Origin of the sequence: Acidovorax sp., from assembly GCF_046339755.1 — a bacterium.
GTDB lineage: Bacteria > Pseudomonadota > Gammaproteobacteria > Burkholderiales > Burkholderiaceae_C > Acidovorax.
Genome location: NZ_JBKDTZ010000191.1, coordinates 1 through 18,810, shown reverse-complemented (window position 1 = coordinate 18,810; position 18,810 = coordinate 1). Strand labels below are relative to the sequence as shown.

Sequence of the window (18,810 nt, the reverse complement as noted above, 5' to 3'; positions counted from 1 at the left end):
GTGCCAGCGCGCCGCTCTCGCCCTCGTGCGTAAGGTACTCGCCCACGTCGAAGCCGATGCCGCCCGCACCGATGATGGCAACTCGCCTGCCCACGGGCTTCTTGTCGCGCAGCACGTCCAGGTAGCTCAGCACCTTGGGGTGGCCGATGCCCTCGATGCCCGGCGTGCGCGGCTGTATGCCCGTGGCCACCACCACCTCGTCATAGCCCTGGCCCGCCAGGTCGTTCGCCTCCACGCGGGTGGAAAGGCGCACATCCACGCCATGCAGCCCCAGTTGGCGGCGGTAGTAGCGCAGGGTTTCGTAGAACTCCTCCTTGCCCGGCACCTGCTTGGCGATGTTGAGCTGGCCGCCGATATCGGCCGCCGCATCGAACAGCACCACCGCATGGCCGCGCTGCGCGGCCGTGACGGCAAAGCTCAGCCCGGCCGGGCCGGCGCCGACCACGGCAATGCGCTTCTTGGCGACCACCGGGGCAATGACCAGTTCCGTCTCATGGCAGGCACGGGGGTTGACCAGGCAGCTCGTGATCTTGCCGCCGAAGGTGTGGTCCAGGCAGGCCTGGTTGCAGGCGATGCAGGTGTTGATCTCGTCGGCCCGGCCCTGGCGCGCCTTGCGGACGAAGTCGGCATCGGCCAGCAGCGGCCGCGCCATCGAGACCATGTCGGCCACGCCCTCGGCCAGCAGGCGCTCGGCCACCTCGGGCGTGTTGATGCGGTTGGAGGTGATCAGCGGTATGCCCACCTGCCCCATCACCTGCTTCGTCACCCACGCATAGGCCGCGCGCGGCACCTTGGTGGCTATTGTTGGGATGCGCGCCTCGTGCCAGCCGATGCCGGTATTGAGGATGGTGGCGCCCGCCGCCTCGATGGCCTGGGCCAGCTGTATCACCTCGGCCAGCGTGGAACCACCCTCCACCAAGTCGAGCATGGACAGGCGGTAGATGATGATGAAGTTCGGCCCCACGCGCTCGCGCGTGCGCCGCACGATCTCCACCGGAAAGCGCATGCGGTTGGCATAGCTGCCGCCCCATGCATCGTCGCGGTGGTTGCTGCGCGCGGCGATGAACTCGTTGATCAAATAGCCCTCGGAGCCCATGACCTCCACGCCGTCATACCCCGCATGCTGGGCCAGCGCGGCGCAGCGCGCGAAGTCCTCGATGGTCTGCTCCACCTCGTCGGCCGTGAGCGCGTGCGGCACATGGGGGTTGATGGGCGCACGCAGCGCGCTCGGGGCCACCAGGTCGCGGTGGTAGGCATAGCGGCCGAAGTGCAGGATCTGCATCGCGATCTTGCCGCCCTCGGCATGCACGGCCTCGGTCACCTTGCGGTGCTGCTCGGCCTCGTGCTCGTTGACCAGCATGGCCCCGCCCTGCATGGGCCGGCCGCGCTCGTTGGGCGCAATGCCGCCAGTCACGATCAGCCCCACTTCGCCGCGCGCCCGCTCGGCATAGAACGCGGCCATGCGCTCGAAGCCGCGCTCCACCTCCTCCAGCCCCACGTGCATGGAGCCCATGAGCACGCGGTTCTTGAGGGTGGTGAAGCCCAGGTCCAGCGGGGCATGCAGATGCGGATAGGGGCTACCGGCACCGGCAAGGGGAGCAGGGGCAGGTTTCAGGACGGTGCTCATCGTGGGTCTCCTTGTGTTTATGCAACCAGTTGCACAAATATAGCGAGCATCCCGCCTTTATGCAACTGGTTGCAGAAACAATGGAGAGCGCTCCCGATTCAGGCAAGATGGCGGATTCCGCACTTTCCGCCGTTCCTGCTGTCCGATGTCCCTGCCCCATGCCCTTCTCACCGCCCTGGTCGAGCACCCCTGCTCGGGCTCGGAGCTTGCCGAGCGCTTCGACAAGTCCATCGGCTACTTCTGGCACGCCACGCACCAGCAGATCTACCGCGAGCTGGCGCGGCTGGAGGAAGCACTCTGGATCGAGGCCCTGCCGGCCGAGACAGGCCGTGGCCGCAAGCGCCAGTTCCGCCTGCTGCCCGCGGGCCGCAAGGAGCTGCGCCGCTGGATCGCCGAGCAGAACGACCCCACGCCCCTGCGCGACGAACTCATGGTGCGCCTGCGCGCCGAGGCCGCCGTCGGCCCAACGGGGCTGGAGAAGGAAATCGCCCGCCTGCAGGCCATGCACCAGGACAAGCTGGCCGTCTACCAGCGCATCGAGCAGCGCGACTTCATCGGCAAGGAACCGAGCCGCGAGCGCCGCCTGCAGCACCTGGTGCTCAAGGCCGGCATCCTGCAGGAAGAGCTGTCTCTGGCGATTGCGAAAGAGGCGCTGGAGATCCTCCGCGATGCCACGACCACCCCACCAACCAAAAGATGAAAGGACACGATTGCCCATGCCCCACCCCGACATGGAATGGATGAATCTCTTTGGCCTGCGCTACACCGATGAGGCGGTCACCGACTTTCTCTCAAAACAGCCCCCCCACAAGGCCGACAAGCCCAGCGATGGCAGCCAGTATGTGGTGTGCGAGCAAGGCGGCTTCGACCTGCTGTTCGACACCCGCCATGCGCAAGCATCCTCCACCAGCAACCGGCAGGACCGCAGGCTCTCGGGCATCTTCTTCTACAACGACGGGGTGGACAAGCACCAGCGCTATCCGGGTCCGCTGCCGCTGGGCTTTGACTTTGCCGATGGCCGGCCGGGCCTGCTGCACAAGCACACGCCCGAGCGCACCTGGGTCATCGGCGAAGGCCGCGTTCCCGTGGACCACCCCGAGCCCGACCATGACCGCTGGGACTTCGCGCCCCTGCAGGTCAGTGCGCACTACGGGGACGATGGCGTTGAGATCCTCTACTTCGTGGTGAGCCAGCCCAGCGGCAAGCCTGAATGGAAACCAGCAGAGACTTGGCAGTCCCTCGCGCTATTGCCCGACCGCAAGGCCGACGCCATCAAGCTGTACCGCGAGAAGCACAACGTGGGCGTCGCTGAAGCCAAGCGGGCGGTGGAGCAGCACGCGGCGCAGGCCGCGCGCTAGGGACTATCCCCCGGCTCAGGCAAACACCTGTGACACCGCTACCTGCCGGATACGCTGCTCGTCCGAGGTGAAGCACAGCAGCACCCGCTTGTCCTCCAGCAACCAGCGGTCGTTCTTCAGGTTGCCCTTGCTGGTCCATTCGGGTTCGCCCAAGCGGGCCCTCGCCTGCGCGCGGGTCCATGCCATGTCGATGCCCAGGGGCATGCCCTCCATGGCGCCTCCCGGTTCGGCAGGGTGGATGAAAAAGCTGGCCAGCACCAGCTCCCCTTTGGCAAAGCGCTCGGCCTGCGGCAGCTCGCTGGCCCGGGTGAAGAAGAGCTCGATCTGCGGTTGCGCAATGACCTCCACGTTGGTGCCACGCTCGTCACGGGGCGGCCTTGCGATGGGTTGCCCAATGCCCAGAGACTGCAGGTAACTCGCCACGGCCGGGGCGTTTTCGGACTGTCCCAGCAGGTCCAGTGCATTCTTGAAAATATCCATGAGGGTCTCTCCGTTTCCTGAATGGTTGCGTTGGATCGGGGGTGGAGTCATCGCCGCGCCTCTTCGTCCAGCCAGTCCCGGAACGCTACGAGCCGCGGCAGGCTCGCGCATTCGGCCCGGTAGACCACGTAGTAGGCCAGGGGCGATGCAAAGGCGATGCCCGGGAACAGCCGCACCAAGCGCCCGGCGGCCACGTCGTCGTGCGCCATCACGCTGCGCGCCAGGGCGATACCCTGGTTGTCGATGGCCGCCTGCAGCACCGCGGCGGAGTTGTTGATCTTGAGGCCCCGCCGGGGCGCCCGGCCGGCCACGCCCGCGTGGCGCAGCCAGCCGTCCCAGGTGGGGAAGCCCGAGGACCCGTCCATCGACAGGTCGTGCACCAGCGTGTGCTCCAGCAGGTCGGCGGGCTTGCGCGGGCGGGTGCGCTGTCGCGCCAGGGCCGGCGCGCACACCGGGTACACATCTTCGGCCATGAACGGCTGCGCCACCAGGCCAGGCCAGTGGCCCGCGCCATAGCGCACGCCCACGTCAATGCGCTGGGCCACGAAGTCCACAGGTTTGAGGCTGGTGTCCAGGCGCACGTCGGTATCGGGCCAGGCGGCATGGAAGCGCTCCAGGCGCGGCAGCAGCCATTTGGCCGCGAACGAGGGGCTCACGGTCACCGTGAGCACGCCGCTGGCCGAGCCTTCCTTGAGCCGCTCCAGCCCGAGAGACAGGCGGTCGAAGCCTGCACGGATGTCGGTGAGCGCGCGCTCGGCCGCATCGGTCGCGGTCAACCGGGCCCGGCCGCTGCTGCTGCGGTGGAACAGCGGCGTGCCCAGCCAGTCCTCCAACGCACGCACGAGCTGGCCGACCGCGGCGGGCGTGACGTGCAGCTCCTCGGCCGCGGCCGAAAAGCTCTGGTGGCGCGCGCTGGCTTCAAAGGCACGCAGGGCGTTCAGATGCACGGGCAGCTTCATATTCGGTTGGGATAGTTTTTCTTTCTGGTCGCGACACTTTATCCCGTTTGCCGCCAGATGCCGCGGCCTGAACAATCACACTCCATCGAACAGATCTTCTTTTACTCCCCACAGAAAGATTTCAGCATGAATCAACCATCCATCCAGCACAAGGCCTTCCAGGGCCGCAAGCTCCTGGTCGTCGGCGGCACCAGCGGCATGGGCCTGCAGACGGCCCGCACCGTGCTGGCCCAAGGCGCCAGCGTGGTCATCGTCGGCCACCGCGAAGACAAGGCCGGGCAGGCACGCGCCGAACTCGCGGCCGTGGGCCCGGCCACGGCATTGACCGCCGACCTCACCAGCGCCGAGGGCCTGGCCCGCTTGCTGAAGGTGCTCGGCGAGCAGCACGGCGACATCGACCTGCTGGTCAACGCAGCCGGCGTGTTCTTCCCCAAGCCCTTCCTGGAGCACCAGGATGCGGACTACGACCAGTACATGCAGCTGAACAAGGCCTTCTTTTTCATCACCCAGAAGGTGGCCGCCGCCATGGTGGCGCGGGGGCGCGCTGGCGCCATCGTCAACATCGGCTCCATGTGGGCGCGCCAGGCGATTGCAGCCACGCCATCGTCGGCCTACTCCATGGCCAAGGCAGGTCTGCACTCGCTGACCCAGCACCTGGCGATGGAGCTGGCGCCCAAGGGTATCCGCGTGAATGCCGTATCGCCCGCCGTGGTGCAGACCCCCATCTATGAAGGCTTCATCCCCAAGGCCGAGGTGCACAGCGCGCTGCAGGGCTTCAACGGCTTCCACCCCATCGGCCGCGTGGGCACGCCCGAGGACGTGGCCGAGGTGATCGCCTTCCTGCTCTCGGACAAGGCCGCCTGGGTGACCGGTGCGGTCTGGGACGTGGACGGCGGCGTGATGGCGGGACGGAACTAGAGCCTGTTGACACGATTTTCGGGGTCGCGAAATCAGTGTTAACAGGCCCTAAACGGCTGCGCACCGTGCGCTGACCATGCACATGGCAACTGACGACCGACGCGGGCGCCGTCGTGGACTTGTAGCCAGGCCAGGCGCGGCTGCGGATGGTGCTGACAATGAACGAATGCTGTTGGGCAGCCTCAGCGCTTGCCGCCAAACATCGCCCGCAAGCAAACGGCAATGGGAAGCGCCAGGAGCATCACGAAAACGGCCAGGGCCATCCCGGGCAACTCACCTCCATCTGCCAGAAGCCCATTGGTTTCAAAGAGCTTGCGGTCACTGCCGAACAGCGCAATGGACATGGGATAGGCCGTGAACCAGCAAAACAGTTCCAGGCACGCAAAGCCCAGCCATTCGCCCGGGCCGTCTGGATGCCATGCGATGGCAGCGCCAACACCCATGGCGATGATGGGCAGGCACCACAGCACAGTGCAGACCCGGAGAAACAACGGGTCTGCAGCAAGCCGCTTCAGATAGGCAAGAAATTCCATGGAATGGCGCTGTGCCGCCAATGCGGCGGCGCTGTCTCCGCCACCCAGCCTCAAGACCAGGTGGCGTGCAGGCCATTGTAGGGATGCGGGACAAAAACCCGGACGGCATCTTCTCCTACAAACCAGCGCGCATCCGGCTTCGTACTCAAAGGGAGACCACATACAAGCACCGCACGGGCCGCCCGGGATGGGTGATCTCACACGGAGGGCACGCCCTCGAATCCCAATGGCACCGGCTGGTCTGCAAAGGGCTTTTTGTCCCTGTTTGCGCAGTCTTCAGGAGAAGCTTCATGTCTGATTCCTCGAACATCATCGACGTCTTGCAGCAACGCGCGGACAAGCGCGCGGACCGTCGGCACTTCTTTCGCAAGAGCGGCGGCTTCGCGCTCGGCATGGCCGGCGGTGCCGTGCTGACCGCCTGTGGCGGCGGTGGTGGCGATGCCATTGCCCAGGCCTTCAAGCCGACCGACGTGGAGATCCTCAACTTCGCGCTGAACCTCGAATACCTCGAATCACAGTTCTACCAGTACGCCGTGTTCGGCACCGGCCTGCCTGCCGCCATGCTGGGCGGCGCGGGCACCCAGGGCGCCGTGACGGGCGGGCGCGCCGTGGCCTTCAAGGACCCGGTGGTGGCCCAGTACGCCCGCGAGATCGCCAAGGATGAGCAGGACCATGTGCGCTTTCTGCGTGCGGCGCTGGGCTCGGCCGCCGTGGCGCAGCCGGCCATCGACATCGGCGGCACCGACCCCAACGGCGCGTTCTCGGTGGCGGCGCGGGCGGCCGGCCTGGTGGGGCCGGGCCAGGCGTTCGACCCCTATGCCAGCGACGAGGCCTTTTTGCTCGGTGCCTTCATCTTCGAGGACGTGGGTGTCACTGCCTACAAGGGCGCCGCGCCGCTGATCGAGAACAAGACCTACCTGGAGGCCGCCGCCGGCATCCTGGCCGCAGAGGCCTACCACGCGGGGCTGGTGCGCACGGTGCTGTACTCCAAGGGCCTGGCCACGCCCTCGCTGCGCAGCTCGGCCGACTCCATCGCCAAGGCGCGTGATTCGCTGGACAACAGCAAGTCGCAGGACCAGGGCATCACGGGCTCGGCCGACATGTCCAACATCGTGCCGCTGGACGAGAACGGCATCGCCTACAGCCGCACGCCGGACGACGTGCTCAACATCGTCTACCTGACCAAAGAGGCAGCGAACCGCGGCGGCTTCTTCCCGTCCGGCGTCAACGGCAATATCAACCTGAGCAGCGCCTTCGCCTGACCCAGGCAGTGCCACAGCAACCCGCGCCCGTGTGCCTTGCAGGGGCGCGGGTTGCGCGCGCACGCCCAGGAATATCCCGCCCTCTTTGACAGGACACCGCCATGAACAAGCTCGACACCCCCGCACCGTTCACTGACACCTCCCGGGCGGGCCCGCTGCGATGGCGACAGATGCTGGGTTTTGCCATCGTGGCGGCAGGCGCGCTCATCCTGCTGCACGCGGCCTGGCAGAGCCTTGCGGCCAGCGACCCGCGCATGCAGGGTGCCCTGCTGGGCGGCACCATGGCGGCACTGGCCACGGCCCTGGGTACCGTGCCGGTGCTGCTGTCGCAGCAGTTCTCGCAGCGTGCGTACGACTCCATGCTGGGCTTTGGCGCGGGCGTCATGCTCGCGGCCAGTTCCTTCTCGCTGGTGATACCCGCGCTGAACGCGGCCAAGGCGCAGGGTGCCGGCGGCTGGGGCGCGGGCGGCATCGTGGGCATGGGCATCCTGGTGGGCGCGGCGCTGCTGCTGGCCATCGACCGGGCCGTGCCACACGAGCATTTCGTCAAGGGGCTCGAAGGACCCCAGGCCCGGGCGATGAAGCGCGTGTGGCTGTTCGTGCTGGCCATCAGCCTGCACAACCTGCCCGAGGGCCTGGCCATCGGCGTGGCCTTTGCCGGGCCCGATGCGCTGGGCGCGCAGGCGCTGGCCACCGGCATCTCCATCCAGGACGTGCCCGAGGGCATGGTGGTGGCACTGGCCCTGCGCAGCGTGGGCTACGGGCGCGTGCTCTCTGCTGGGCTGGGCGTGCTGTCGGGGCTGGTGGAGCCCCTGGCCGCCGTGTTCGGCGTGCTGGTCATCGGCCTGTCGGCCAGCCTGCTGCCCTGGGGCCTGGCGGTGGCGGCCGGTGCCATGCTGTTCGTGATCAGCCACGAAATCATCCCCGAATCGCACCGCAAAGGGCACGAGGCCTACGCCACGTGTGGGCTGATGCTGGGCTTCGTGATCATGATGCTGCTGGACACGGCGCTGGGGTGAACAGACACCGATACGCCATCTGGCGTATTTAAGATCAAATTGCGTTTCCTCATACTCGGGACCGCAGCGTGCCCATGGGGGCGCACTGCGGCCTTTCTCTTTCCATGGAACGCTTCACCATCTCCCTCGACGACCAACTCGCGCACGAGTTCGATCACCTGATCGCCGAGCGCGGCTACGGCAACCGCAGCGAAGCGGTGCGCGACATCCTGCGCGTGCACCTGGCGCGTCTGCGCGAGACGCAGGACCAGGACGGGCCCTGCGTGGCCAACCTCTCGTATGTCTACAACCACCACGAGCGCGAACTCTCCGAGCGGCTGGCCGGCCACCAGCACGGTCACCACGAGCTGACCATTGCCAGCACCCATGCGCACCTGGACCACGAACACTGCATCGAGACCGTGCTGCTCAAGGGCCCGGCCAGCGCCGTGCGCCGCTTTGCCGACACCCTGATGGCAGAGCGCGGCGTGCACCATGGGCAGTTGAATCTGGTGATGGCCGAGGCCGGGCAGTCGCCCGCACACCAGCACCTTCCCCACGGCAAGGCCGGCAAGCCTGCCCGGCACAGGCACTGATACCCCGCTGCGCAGCGCATCTGCACAACCAGGACTTGGCTTGCGTCCCTTTGTAAGACAAATTTCAAATACTTCATACAGCTCCAATGACCCAACGCCCTAGCCTGCATCCATCGCCCCTGGCCATCGCACTCGCGCTGGGCGCCACCAGCGTCTCCGCACAGGAGTCGCCGCCCACCCTGTCTGCCATCGAGATCAAAGGCCAGGCGCTGCAGGGCGCGGCCTCGGCCTATTCCAGCACCAGTTTCGAGAGCGACGAAATTGCCGAGAAGCACGTGAGCCAGCCGACCGAGCTGCTGCGCCATGTACCGGGCATGAACGTGCAGAACTACCAGCTCTCGGGCGTGGCCGACACCATCGTGATGCGCGGCTTTGGCGGCGGCGGGCATGGCGGCGATGTGGGCGTGGTGCTCGACGGCATTCCGCTCAACGAGGCCATGTCGCATGCCGACGGGTACGTGGACCTCAACGTCATCGTGCCGCTGGAGATCGAGCGCTTCACCCTCTACAAGGGCCCCGTGTCGGCGCTGTACGGCAACTTCAACCGCGCAGGCCTGATGGCCGTGGAAACGCGCAAGCGCGGTGAATACAAGGAGCTGGATGCCAGCCTGGGATCGAGCAGCACGGTGGATCTGCAGGGGGCCCTGGGTGTGAAGCTCGGTGATGGCGAGTACCTCAATCTGGCCGCACAGCACTTTCGCACCGATGGGTTCCGCGCGCAGTCGGACTTCCATCGCTCCACCTTGGCGGGCCGCTGGACCAAGCGCATCAGCGCCGATCTGGACATTGCCCTGTCCGGCCGCTGGCATGAGGCCGATGGTGAATCGCCCGGCTATGTCACGGCCGCGCAGTTCGCCCGCGACCCGTATGGCAAAGACCCGCGCGCCATGAATGACGGTGCCAACAAGCACTTCGCCACGCTGCGCGCCGACATGAACTACGCGCTTTCTCCCAGCGTGAAGCTGCTCACCTTTGCCTACACCACGCAGCAGGACTTCACCCGCTGGTTCAGCCGTCCGGTGAATGCGACCACCTGGCGCCAGCGCGAAGAGACGTATGACCGCAAGGTCTATGGCGCCGGCACCAGCCTGAACGGGCGCACCGCCATGGGCAGCACGCCGCTCAACTGGGTGGCCGGGCTGGAGACCTTCCGTGAGTCCACCCAGTACCAGTACTACGATGGCCTCAACAACCGGGCCCGCCTGGCGCCCGCCATCAACGACCGCACCTCCAGGCTCAACAGCGTGTCGGCCTTCGGCGAGGTCGAGGCGCCGATCCATGCCCTGTTCAAGCCTTCGGCCGGCCTGCGCTGGGACCGCTTCACCGGCAACTGCGCGCGCGACGGTGCCGAGACCGCCACCGACCCCTGCGGCCCGCTGGCCACCATGTCGCATGCCAGTCCAAAACTCGGCGTGCGATCCGACATCGCCCCCGGCGTGCAGCTGCGCGCCAGCTGGGCCGAGGGCTTTGCCCTGCCCAGCACCTTCGCCAAGTACGCACTGGGCGCGGCCACGCTGGAGCCGAACGTCTTCCGCCAGACCGAGGTGGGTGCACAGTTCAAGCCCGTGCAGGGGCTGGTGCTCGACGTGGCGGCGTACCGCCTCACGTCCAGCGATGAAATCCGCACCGTGGCCCCCGGCGTGTACGAGAACTACGGCGCCACGCGCCGCAGCGGCGTGGAGGCCAGCGCCCTGTGGGCTGCGCACCGCGACGTGGACCTGTCGCTCACCTACGGCAGCGCGCACTCGCGTGTGACGGAGAACGGCAATGCCGCTCTGATCGGCAAGCAGGTGGCCGGCGTGCCCAGGTACATGGCCACGGTGAGCGCCACATGGCGCCCTGTGGCGGACTGGTCCACCACCGCCACCTGGCGCCGGGTGGGCGCCTATGCGGTGAACGCCGACAACAGCGTGGGCTACGGCGGCTATGCCACCGTGGACCTGAGCGTGGCCTACAAGGCGACCAGCCGCTACGAGGTCTATGCCGCCGTAGCGAACGTCAGCGACAAGGCCTATGCCACTTCCGCATCGGTGATCGGCGGCACGCAGGTGTTCGCCCCGGGTGCACCGCGCACCTTCAAGATCGGCACCAAGCTGCAGTTCTGACCCTTTGGAGACCCTGATGACCTCACAACGACTGGCCCGCCTGGTGGGCGCCGCCGCACTGACCCTGACCCTGGGCTCCGCCCAGGCCCACAACGTCTGGCTGGAGCCTGATGCGGCCGGGGGCTACCTGGTGCAGTTCGGCGGGCACGAGGGCCAACTGGAGACCTACCCCGCCGACAAGCTCAAGAGCGTGCAGGCCTTCGACCGGCGCGGCCGCAAGATCGACGTCACCATCGAGCCCAAGCCAGATGGCGTGCGCGTGAAACCCGAGCGCCAGGCCGCGATGCTGGCCGCGCATTTCGACAACGGCTTCTTCAGCAAGGTCGAAGGCGGCGCCATGGTGAACAAGCCGATGACCGAGAACCCCGGCGCCACCAGCGGCGTGCACGCGCTCAAGTACCACAAGACCATCATCCAGTGGGGCGTGATCGCCAAGCAGCCGCTGGGGCAGCAGTTCGAGATCGTGGCGCTGGAAGCGGATACGCCCCACGCCGGCAAGCCCATGCGCGTGCGCGTGCTGTTCGATGGCAAGCCCATTGGCGGCATCCGGCTGTCACTCGGGGAGAAGGGCGCCGCGGTCAACACGGGTGCGGATGGCATAGCCACCATCACGCCAGCGGCCGGTACCAATCAACTGCTGGCCATCCGCCGCGTGCCGGTGGCGAACGATCCACGCACCACGAGCATCAGTTGGGAGTATCTGTTCGCGTTTGCGGTCCATTGACCTGTAGGCTTTCCCCAACGCCTCGCTTTCAGCAACGGTTTGGCGCATTTCCAAAAGAAGCCGCCCGCCCAACAGTGCGGCAACTTGATCGCCAGCACCATGAAGTGCCTTGGATGTGGTGGCGAAGACTGCACTGCCGCTTGGGGGCGGACGGCCCCCCGGAGAATGGCGACTCGCCTGCGGCAGATTCAGCGCGTGACCTCAGTGCTTGTGAGCGCCGTGCGCACCGTGACTTGCTGGCGCGCCGCTGGATTTGAGCGGACGAACCTGCGCTTTCACGTGAACAGACTCACGGGTTCCATCCTTGCTCTGGAACACCAAGGTCAACGGTACGGTATCTCCTTCCTTCACCTGTTGCTTGAGGTCCAGCAACATCACGTGGTAGCCCCCAGGCTTGAGCTCCACCGCCTTGCCCGCAGGCAAATCGATGGAGGGCACCTGGCGCATCTTCATCACATCCTTGTCCATGGCCATTTCATGCACCTCGACAAGGGGGGTGATCGTTGAACTGGCCGCCACCAGCTTGCTGTCCTTCGCCGCAAGGAGCGACATGAACGCGCCTGTCGCCTGCTGCTGCGGCACCGTAGCCCGCACCCACGCATCCTTGACAGTGACCTGGGCATGCGCACCGGCAGCCCAAAATGCGGTTGCGGCAAGCGCAAGGTGAATGATGGATTTCATGATGGATCCTTTCAAAAAATTGTCTTGTCCAGGCCCTAGAGCCGAAACTGCTCGCGCAAGCGCGTTGGCAGCGCTGCATCGACGAGCAGTGCGAAAAGCATGGAAGCACCCAGGAGCGGGTAGATCGCGCCAAGAATTGCGGCGACAAGGATTGAGCCGACCGCCGCACGATCCGCCGCACGGCGCGGAGGGGCAGCCAGTCGGCCTTTGGGACGGCGTTTCCACCACATCACTACCGCCGACACCGTCAGCACGACGATGGACACACACGCCGCAAGCATGACCAGGCGGTTGATCCATCCGAACTGCAGGCCTGTGTGAATGTTGACACCCCACTCGATGGCGCGACCGGCAGGACCGTAGTTGCGATAGCCGACGTCGGAAAGTACCTTGCCGCTGTACCGGTCCAGATGGACCACGCGCTGATCTCGCACGTCATCGGGAAAGCGCATCGCGGCGTAGGTTCCTTGCGGCCCGCTGGGCAGGCTGACGGGAGTACCCGGCGGCAAGCCCAATCCTTCAAAGATCTGCAGTGCCCGGTTGACACCTATGGAGGACGCATGCTGATCCTCGGAATCCAATGGGGCTTGTACGCTGGCATGCCCGGCATGCTGAGAGGGGTCCTGGGCAGGCGGAGTGGAAAGCGGCGTAGGTGCTTGGGAGAGCATCCATGGCACGCTCGTGCCCACGCTGGCCAGCGGCACAGACGAGGAGGGACCTGGGCCAAAGAGATACCGAGGAAGTCCGATTCCGAGTTCGCTGGTGATGCGTCCGAAATGCTGGCCCCAGTATGCCGACCATGGCATGCCCGTGACCGCCAGGAACAAAATGGCTGCGGCGGCAACCGTGCCGGTAAACGCATGGAGATCTCGCCACCAGAGTCTTTGGGATGAGTGGCCTCGAAGGCTGTACACGCCACCTTTGCGGCCGCGCGGCCACCACAGGAATACACCGGAAACCACGAGCACGATCGCCCACCCCGCCACAATCTCGACCCAGTAGTTCGCCCACCTGCCCACGATCATGAGCGAGTGCAAGCCCTTGACGACTTCCGACAGGCGTTGGCTGTCGGGAAGCTGACCGAGGACCCGCCCACTCACGGGGTCCAGGTAGATGCCCACGGTGCCGCCACCGGGCACTCTGATTCCGACTTCGGCACTCAGGCCCGGCACAGCAGGACCGTTGAATCGCACGTGCTGGCCTGGCTGCGCTTTCAACGCGTTGGCGATCAAGGCCTGGGCATCCAGCGATGCGCCGGAGGTGTCGTCGACCGCTCTGAGCTTGGCGTACAGAACCGATTCAATCGGCTCCTTGTACAGGTAGAGTGCGCCCGTTATCGCCAGGAGCGCCAGGAAAGGAAGGCAGACAAGGCCTGCGTAGAAGTGCCAGCGCCAGACACGGCGGTACAGGGCCGACTCGGAAGTTGCTGGCTGCAAGGTGGGCGGGGTGGGGAGAGAGGGACTCGCGTTCTGCTGCATGTCATCGTCCAATGGTGGTTTGCGCCATGCGCTCGCCAAGGTTCTCGGCGAGCGCTTCAGCGGACAGAACCTCAGAATTTGACCCGCGCCCCGACATACAGCGAGCGTGGCTCGCCAGGCGTCAGGATGGCCGAGTTCGCTGCGGCGATGTCACGCACACTGAAGAAGGAGACATACTTCTTGTCGCCAGCGTTTCGCATCTCACCGTAGACCTCCCATTGCTTTGTCGAATAGCCGGCGCGCAGGCCCCAGAGCGTGTAGCGGTCAACAGCGTATGTGTTGGAGAAGTCTGCGAAGCGCCGGCCGACGAGATCGAACGTCGGACCTGCGAAGAAGCCGCTCACGTGGCGGTAAAGCACTTCGCCTTTGATGGCGTAGCGCGGAGCGGCAGGCAGCCGGTTGTTGCCGTACGTGGGGTCGTTCTGGAACTTGAACTGGTTGAGCGTGAGATTCACCAGCGGCTCGATCCGGTGGTGTCCCGCGCCGTCGACAGCAACACTGGCGCCGACCAGTGCTTCGATACCCGCGTGAATCGTCTTGCCGACGTTGGTGGAAAGGCTTGTGCCCGGGGCCTTTGGATCGTCGCGCGAGAGGATTTCGCCATTCAGCCTGCCGTAGTACAGCGCGGTGTCCCAGTGAATGCGGTGCCGCTCGATGTTGTGCGAGCCTCGCGTTCCAACCTCCAGTACCGCGCCACGCATTGCGTTCAAGGTGGCGTTGTTGCCGCGCACGTCGTCGTCGAGTTCGTACAGTGTCGGAGCTTCATACAGACGGCTCAGGTTCGCAAACAACTGCGACGTCGGCGTCAACTCCCGAATCAGGCCGACGCGAGGATTGACGCTGTTGTAGTCGGACTGTGGATTGCGCAACGTGCTGGTGGCCAGGTTCGTGTTGCGGATCTCCCGGTTGCCCGAGACGATTTGCGCACCATAGACGGCAGTCCACAAGGGCGCAAACTTCCAGCGGTCCACCAGAAACCATTCAGCGTTGTCTGCGCTGTTGTCCACGCCCGTGTTGATGGTCTCGCTGCCACCGGTCACATAGCTGAAGTTGCCACCCCTGACGCTCGTTCGCCCGTAGTTCAAACCGGCCAGGAAATCGTGATTTCCCACGCGGCGCTCATAGCGCACGGTGGAGCCCAGGTTCCTGAGCGTGGTGTTGATCAGCAATGAGAAGAACGGTGGTGAATAGACAATGGGGTGGTAGAGCTTTTGCTCTTCGAACGAGATGCCGGCGACGAGGCTGCTGTCGGCATCGATATCCCACACGGTGCGATTCGCGATGCGTGTGCTTTGCACATTGAGCCGGTAGTTGCCAGCCACGGCCGCTGCCTCCGCTGCGCGCGGATTCGCGTTGAACTGCGCGCGTGTCAGCGCTCCCGGCAACTGCTGGTCGTTGTCGATGCTGGAGACATAAAAACGCGTGCTCAGTGCGTCGTTGATTTGAAGGCCACCATTCGCGTACACAGCCTGACGTTCCTGGCGCTGGTGGTCCCGGAATCCGTCCAGCCGTTTGGCTTCGGCAGTCACGAGCGCGTCGAATGCGCCCGCCACGGCGCCCACGGTGAACCGCCCCTGTCTCTGGCCATGGCTGCCGCCGTTGACCATCACCTCCCAGGGGGCGCCATCGCGCGCGGTAGGCGAGATGAAATTGATGGCGCCACCCAAAGTACTCGCGCCATAGGTCAGCGCATTGGCGCCCCTGGCGACGATGGCTCGGCGCATCGAAAGCGGGTCTACATCGCGGTTGTGATTGCTGCCGTCGGCTGACGTCACAGGGAGGCCGTCCATCAGCAGTTTCACGCCATTCCCGTCGTAGTTGGTCGCATCCAGGTTCGATCCACGGACGGAAAGGAAGGTGGAGTCACCGGTCGATCCGCTGGCCGCCCAGACACCTGGCGTGTAGCGCAGCATGTCGGTCAGGCTGGTTACATTGCGCAGCCGCAGTGCCTCGCCTTCCACCACGGAGACGGCGCCGGGGGTGACTGCGCGCTCGGCCTCGACCTGCTTGCGCGACTGGTCGCCCTCTCTTTCCGCAGATACCTCTACGGAAGGCAAGACGGCCGTTGGCGTTGATTGGGCATGGGCCGCCGCCCATGGAATGGTGGTGAGTGCGGCCGCCATGGCGCACGAGCTTCGAAGCATGGAAATTCTCCTGGATTGAATGGCTGTGCTGCCGCACACCACCGTTCAAACCGGGGCGAGCAGGCAGATTGGGTCCCGAAGTGGGACACGGGTAGCGAATCAACCGAGCGCCGGGGGCGCCTGGGCAGGAGGAGTTGGAGCTTGGGCCCGTGAGATTGGGCGGACAAGAGGCGCGGCAGGCGGCTCAAGTCCCGCTGCTCGAAGAACGACGGTAGTCGACGCGTTGACGGGAGTGCCTGGCATGGCGCCAAGCCCGCACAGCAGCATGCAGTTCTCAAGGTGGTCAGCGGGCGCACCCTCGTCAGACAGCGCTTGACGGACTTCGGGTGGCAGCATCGCAATCGCAGCAGCCTGCGAGGACCGCTCGCCGCACCAAACGGAGCCGGCTGCTTTCGGCGCGGACATCCCCACCGCATGAACCACTGGCAGCAACGCTTGCGCAAGCCATGCAAGGATGACTATCGCGAGGCGCAGGCGAGCGTGGAGAAGCTTCATGGGTTTGCCAATTGTAAGAGGATGCCTGTCGGCGGCGAACATTCCCGACTCGATGGCAGTCCGTCGACGCAATCCAGCCCAACTTGTTTCGCTCGGCACACAACCGGACCCAACCCGTTCACGTCAAGCCAATGCGGTCCGCAACTCGGTCAGGTCCGCTTCGAGCCGCACGCGCATGGCGGAAAGCAACTGCTGCGCGAAGCTGGTCAATGGCTGGCCAGAGGGCATGGCCAGAATGCAGTGGTACTCCAGCCGCTCGGAAAATCGCCTGAGCACCACGTCCCTGCCCAGATAGTCATAGGCCGTCACGGCATTGACGATACCAACGCCCAGTCCTTGGCGCACCATTTCGCAGATGGAGATGGTGTAGGGAGTCTCCACGATGATGTCCGGGCGCACGCCGTGGTCCTGAAAAATGCCGTCGAGCCGCTGGCTGGCTGCATCCTCCGGGTTGAGCGCGATGAGCGGATACCTTGCCAGGTCTCGCGGGTGAAGCACCGATTTGCTCGCCAAAGGGTGCCCCATTGGCAGTGCTACCACCCCCTCATACCGCGCAAAGACCGAATGCTCAAGCCCGGCCAGAGTGACCTCGTCGGCCATCAGGCCGATGTCCGACTCGGACGCGATCAGGCGCTCGCGGACCTGGCGCGAGCCCACGATCTGCAGGGAGACGGTCATCTTGCGCTCGCTCAGGTCCATGCTTTTGAGCACCCGGGGCAGAAACCCGATGCCCAGACCTGGCAAGCATGCAATGCGGATGCGTCCCACGCCAAACTGGCGCAGGCTGCGCAGGCGGTGTTCGATGGCGTCCAGCCCCACGAAACAGCGATTCACCTCGTTGAGCAATGCTGCCGCCTCCTGCGTGGGATGGAGCTTGCCTCGAAGGCGCTGGAACAGGGGAATGCCGGCGTACTCCTCCAGCCTGCGCAGCGACTGGCTCACAGCGGGCTGGGTGACGTTGAGCAGGCGCGCTGCCTTGCTTGCCGAACCCGTCTGCATGACGGTCCTGAAGATCTCTATTTCCCGCATCAGCATATAACCGCAATTTATAGCATCAAAGATTGCTGTGCGTGCGCTGGACGGCCGCAGTTCTAGACTGATTACCTGTGACAGCCGTGTGAATCGCGAGGATTCACGACCAACCAGGTATAAAAATGACGCAAGCGTTTTCCAGTCTCGTGCCCGCAGTCCTGCGCGCTTCCACCGTCAAGTTCGACTCGCTCGACGACTTCATCACGCGGGGCAGCCGCCTGCCCGATGGATTCAGCTACGGCACCACGGGCACGCCCTCACACCGTCAACTGGAGCGCCGGATTGCCAAGATGGACAAGGGCTCGCATTGCGTAGTGGTGCCATCGGGCCAGGCAGCCATTGCTCTCGTGATGATGACGCTGCTCAAGTCCGGCGACCACCTGCTGATCTCGGACTCCTCGTATGGCCCGGCCCAGACCTTCGCGATGGAGCAGATGGCGCAGTTGGGCGTCCAGGTCGAGCGCTACAACCCCAGTATCGATGGTGAAAGCCTGGGCAAGCTCATCCGCCCGACCACGCGATTGCTGTTGCTTGAATCCCCGGGCAGCATCACGATGGAGGTGCAGGATGTGGCGCCTCTGATCGAGCAAGCCAGGAAGCACGGCGTGCTCACTGCCATCGACAACACCTGGAGCAGCCCGCTGTACTTCCAGCCCCTGGCCCTCGGGGTGGACCTGTGCATCCATGCGTGCACCAAGTACATGATGTGAAAACATGGGTCACAACACACTTACCTAACTGCCGATATGGGCTGTTCGTGGATGGGGTCTCCATATTTGAATTCTTCACACATGGACATATCGATGCTGAGATGACATACTCTTCCTTTTATAAACAACACAGGACTGGCTTTCAATCGTCCTATGAGGCAAGGGTGGCATCATCAATTCAAAACTGATTTCCTACCGTTTTTGGTAAAACTGACTCGAATGCAGATACCGCTGAGGCACTTCCTGCACTAAGGACCCCGGACAAGTGGGACTCAAACAACGGTAATACTGGTTTGCCATACCAGATCTCACGCAACATGGCTGATGTTGAGTTCCAGATACAGGAGACAATCTCCACAGTTCTGGGACCCTAATCAGAGGCTAAGCACATTGCCCAAGAATGTCTTCACCAAGCCAAGCGCTTGCTCTGGAATTGGCTCAATTTATTACCACTGATTATCAAAAATGGCGTCATCGCGGACATGCAACAAGAGATGCCTGGAAGATGACTTCTGTTTGTGTGCGTAGGATCTTCGAGGAGCTATACTCGGAGCGAGTTGTCGCTCGTGATGTCTACGACCAGAAGGATCCAGATTTCACCACAGCTAAGTACCTCTGGGCTACCTGGAAGGCCCATGCTGTTATGGAGAAGTATTTAAGACATCAGTTCTATGAGCATCCGGCCATTTCGGCGGTGCTAGCTCGTCATC

At 64.6% G+C, this 18,810-nt stretch carries 18 protein-coding genes; 10 read left to right on the top strand and 8 right to left on the bottom strand.

Annotation, left to right across the window (positions count from 1 at the left end):
- Nucleotides 1-1,627: FAD-dependent oxidoreductase (locus ACK59X_RS15640; protein WP_409958547.1), on the bottom strand; the 1,627-nt coding region annotated here is incomplete at its 3' end.
- A gap of 145 nt (nt 1,628-1,772) precedes the next feature.
- Here ACK59X_RS15640 and ACK59X_RS15635 point away from each other — a divergent pair.
- Nucleotides 1,773-2,327 (top strand): PadR family transcriptional regulator, encoded by a 555-nt coding sequence (locus ACK59X_RS15635; RefSeq protein ID WP_409958545.1) that lies wholly within the window; start codon nt 1,773-1,775, stop codon nt 2,325-2,327.
- A gap of 16 nt (nt 2,328-2,343) precedes the next feature.
- Nucleotides 2,344-2,985, top strand: a complete 642-nt coding sequence (locus tag ACK59X_RS15630) for a hypothetical protein (protein ID WP_409958543.1) — start codon at nt 2,344-2,346, stop codon at nt 2,983-2,985.
- 15 nt (nt 2,986-3,000) lie between these two features.
- Here ACK59X_RS15630 and ACK59X_RS15625 read toward each other — a convergent pair whose 3' ends face one another.
- Nucleotides 3,001-3,465, bottom strand: coding sequence for a hypothetical protein (locus ACK59X_RS15625; RefSeq protein ID WP_409958541.1), 465 nt, complete (start codon nt 3,463-3,465; stop codon nt 3,001-3,003).
- 47 nt (nt 3,466-3,512) lie between these two features.
- Nucleotides 3,513-4,424: a transcriptional regulator GcvA gene (gene gcvA / locus ACK59X_RS15620; RefSeq protein ID WP_409958539.1), complete on the bottom strand. Its 912-nt coding sequence runs from the start codon at nt 4,422-4,424 to the stop codon at nt 3,513-3,515.
- Nucleotides 4,425-4,550: 126 nt separating this feature from the next.
- Here gcvA and ACK59X_RS15615 point away from each other — a divergent pair, with 126 nt between their 5' ends.
- Nucleotides 4,551-5,342: an SDR family NAD(P)-dependent oxidoreductase gene (locus ACK59X_RS15615; RefSeq protein ID WP_409958537.1), complete on the top strand. Its 792-nt coding sequence runs from the start codon at nt 4,551-4,553 to the stop codon at nt 5,340-5,342.
- Between the two features lie 182 nt (nt 5,343-5,524).
- On the opposite strand, the gene ACK59X_RS15610 is transcribed toward ACK59X_RS15615, so the two are convergent.
- Nucleotides 5,525-5,875: a hypothetical protein gene (locus ACK59X_RS15610; protein WP_409958535.1), complete on the bottom strand. Its 351-nt coding sequence runs from the start codon at nt 5,873-5,875 to the stop codon at nt 5,525-5,527.
- 290 nt (nt 5,876-6,165) lie between these two features.
- Here ACK59X_RS15610 and ACK59X_RS15605 point away from each other — a divergent pair, with 290 nt between their 5' ends.
- The 5 genes from ACK59X_RS15605 (at nt 6,166) to ACK59X_RS15585 (ending at nt 11,560) form a co-directional block, all read left to right on the top strand.
- Nucleotides 6,166-7,137 (top strand): ferritin-like domain-containing protein, encoded by a 972-nt coding sequence (locus ACK59X_RS15605; protein WP_409958533.1) that lies wholly within the window; start codon nt 6,166-6,168, stop codon nt 7,135-7,137.
- Nucleotides 7,138-7,307: 170 nt separating this feature from the next.
- Nucleotides 7,308-8,156: a ZIP family metal transporter gene (locus tag ACK59X_RS15600; RefSeq protein WP_409958549.1), complete on the top strand. Its 849-nt coding sequence runs from the start codon at nt 7,308-7,310 to the stop codon at nt 8,154-8,156.
- 104 nt (nt 8,157-8,260) lie between these two features.
- Nucleotides 8,261-8,731, top strand: a complete 471-nt coding sequence (gene nikR, locus ACK59X_RS15595) for a nickel-responsive transcriptional regulator NikR (protein ID WP_409958531.1) — start codon at nt 8,261-8,263, stop codon at nt 8,729-8,731.
- An 86-nt stretch (nt 8,732-8,817) separates the two neighbouring features.
- On the top strand, nt 8,818-10,836 hold the full coding sequence (locus ACK59X_RS15590) for a TonB-dependent receptor (protein ID WP_409958529.1): 2,019 nt from the start codon (nt 8,818-8,820) through the stop codon (nt 10,834-10,836).
- A gap of 16 nt (nt 10,837-10,852) precedes the next feature.
- Nucleotides 10,853-11,560 (top strand): DUF4198 domain-containing protein, encoded by a 708-nt coding sequence (locus tag ACK59X_RS15585; RefSeq protein WP_409958527.1) that lies wholly within the window; start codon nt 10,853-10,855, stop codon nt 11,558-11,560.
- Between the two features lie 201 nt (nt 11,561-11,761).
- Here the strand turns inward: ACK59X_RS15585 and ACK59X_RS15580 are convergent, their stop codons facing one another.
- From ACK59X_RS15580 to ACK59X_RS15565, 4 genes are all read right to left on the bottom strand, one after another.
- Nucleotides 11,762-12,241, bottom strand: a complete 480-nt coding sequence (locus ACK59X_RS15580) for a copper chaperone PCu(A)C (RefSeq protein ID WP_409958525.1) — start codon at nt 12,239-12,241, stop codon at nt 11,762-11,764.
- 35 nt (nt 12,242-12,276) lie between these two features.
- Nucleotides 12,277-13,719, bottom strand: a complete 1,443-nt coding sequence (locus ACK59X_RS15575) for a PepSY-associated TM helix domain-containing protein (protein WP_409958523.1) — start codon at nt 13,717-13,719, stop codon at nt 12,277-12,279.
- Between the two features lie 71 nt (nt 13,720-13,790).
- The gene (locus ACK59X_RS15570) at nt 13,791-15,842 is read right to left on the bottom strand and encodes a TonB-dependent receptor family protein (RefSeq protein ID WP_409958521.1); all 2,052 of its coding nucleotides are present in this window, start codon (nt 15,840-15,842) and stop codon (nt 13,791-13,793) included.
- A 639-nt stretch (nt 15,843-16,481) separates the two neighbouring features.
- The gene (locus tag ACK59X_RS15565) at nt 16,482-17,387 is read right to left on the bottom strand and encodes a LysR substrate-binding domain-containing protein (protein ID WP_409958519.1); all 906 of its coding nucleotides are present in this window, start codon (nt 17,385-17,387) and stop codon (nt 16,482-16,484) included.
- 125 nt (nt 17,388-17,512) lie between these two features.
- On the opposite strand from ACK59X_RS15565, the gene ACK59X_RS15560 reads away from it, so the two are divergent.
- Together ACK59X_RS15560 and ACK59X_RS15555 are read left to right on the top strand one after the other, a co-directional pair.
- On the top strand, nt 17,513-18,100 hold the full coding sequence (locus ACK59X_RS15560) for an aminotransferase class V-fold PLP-dependent enzyme (protein ID WP_409958517.1): 588 nt from the start codon (nt 17,513-17,515) through the stop codon (nt 18,098-18,100).
- Nucleotides 18,101-18,500: 400 nt separating this feature from the next.
- The coding region (locus ACK59X_RS15555) for a hypothetical protein (RefSeq protein WP_409958515.1) at nt 18,501-18,810 on the top strand (310 nt) is incomplete at its 3' end.

Excerpts from the sequence above, each read along its gene's own strand:
- ACK59X_RS15635 (WP_409958545.1), top strand. The coding sequence starts at position 1,773 with ATGTCCCTGCCCCATGCCCTTCTCACCGCCCTGGTCGAGCACCCCTGC.
- ACK59X_RS15630 (WP_409958543.1), top strand. The coding sequence starts at position 2,344 with ATGCCCCACCCCGACATGGAATGGATGAATCTCTTTGGCCTGCGCTAC.
- ACK59X_RS15625 (WP_409958541.1), bottom strand. The coding sequence starts at position 3,465 with ATGGATATTTTCAAGAATGCACTGGACCTGCTGGGACAGTCCGAAAAC.
- gcvA (WP_409958539.1), bottom strand. The coding sequence starts at position 4,424 with ATGAAGCTGCCCGTGCATCTGAACGCCCTGCGTGCCTTTGAAGCCAGC.
- ACK59X_RS15615 (WP_409958537.1), top strand. The coding sequence starts at position 4,551 with ATGAATCAACCATCCATCCAGCACAAGGCCTTCCAGGGCCGCAAGCTC.
- ACK59X_RS15610 (WP_409958535.1), bottom strand. The coding sequence starts at position 5,875 with ATGGAATTTCTTGCCTATCTGAAGCGGCTTGCTGCAGACCCGTTGTTT.
- ACK59X_RS15605 (WP_409958533.1), top strand. The coding sequence starts at position 6,166 with ATGTCTGATTCCTCGAACATCATCGACGTCTTGCAGCAACGCGCGGAC.
- ACK59X_RS15600 (WP_409958549.1), top strand. The coding sequence starts at position 7,308 with ATGCTGGGTTTTGCCATCGTGGCGGCAGGCGCGCTCATCCTGCTGCAC.
- nikR (WP_409958531.1), top strand. The coding sequence starts at position 8,261 with ATGGAACGCTTCACCATCTCCCTCGACGACCAACTCGCGCACGAGTTC.
- ACK59X_RS15590 (WP_409958529.1), top strand. The coding sequence starts at position 8,818 with ATGACCCAACGCCCTAGCCTGCATCCATCGCCCCTGGCCATCGCACTC.
- ACK59X_RS15585 (WP_409958527.1), top strand. The coding sequence starts at position 10,853 with ATGACCTCACAACGACTGGCCCGCCTGGTGGGCGCCGCCGCACTGACC.
- ACK59X_RS15580 (WP_409958525.1), bottom strand. The coding sequence starts at position 12,241 with ATGAAATCCATCATTCACCTTGCGCTTGCCGCAACCGCATTTTGGGCT.
- ACK59X_RS15575 (WP_409958523.1), bottom strand. The coding sequence starts at position 13,719 with ATGCAGCAGAACGCGAGTCCCTCTCTCCCCACCCCGCCCACCTTGCAG.
- ACK59X_RS15570 (WP_409958521.1), bottom strand. The coding sequence starts at position 15,842 with ATGGCGGCCGCACTCACCACCATTCCATGGGCGGCGGCCCATGCCCAA.
- ACK59X_RS15565 (WP_409958519.1), bottom strand. The coding sequence starts at position 17,387 with ATGCGGGAAATAGAGATCTTCAGGACCGTCATGCAGACGGGTTCGGCA.
- ACK59X_RS15560 (WP_409958517.1), top strand. The coding sequence starts at position 17,513 with ATGACGCAAGCGTTTTCCAGTCTCGTGCCCGCAGTCCTGCGCGCTTCC.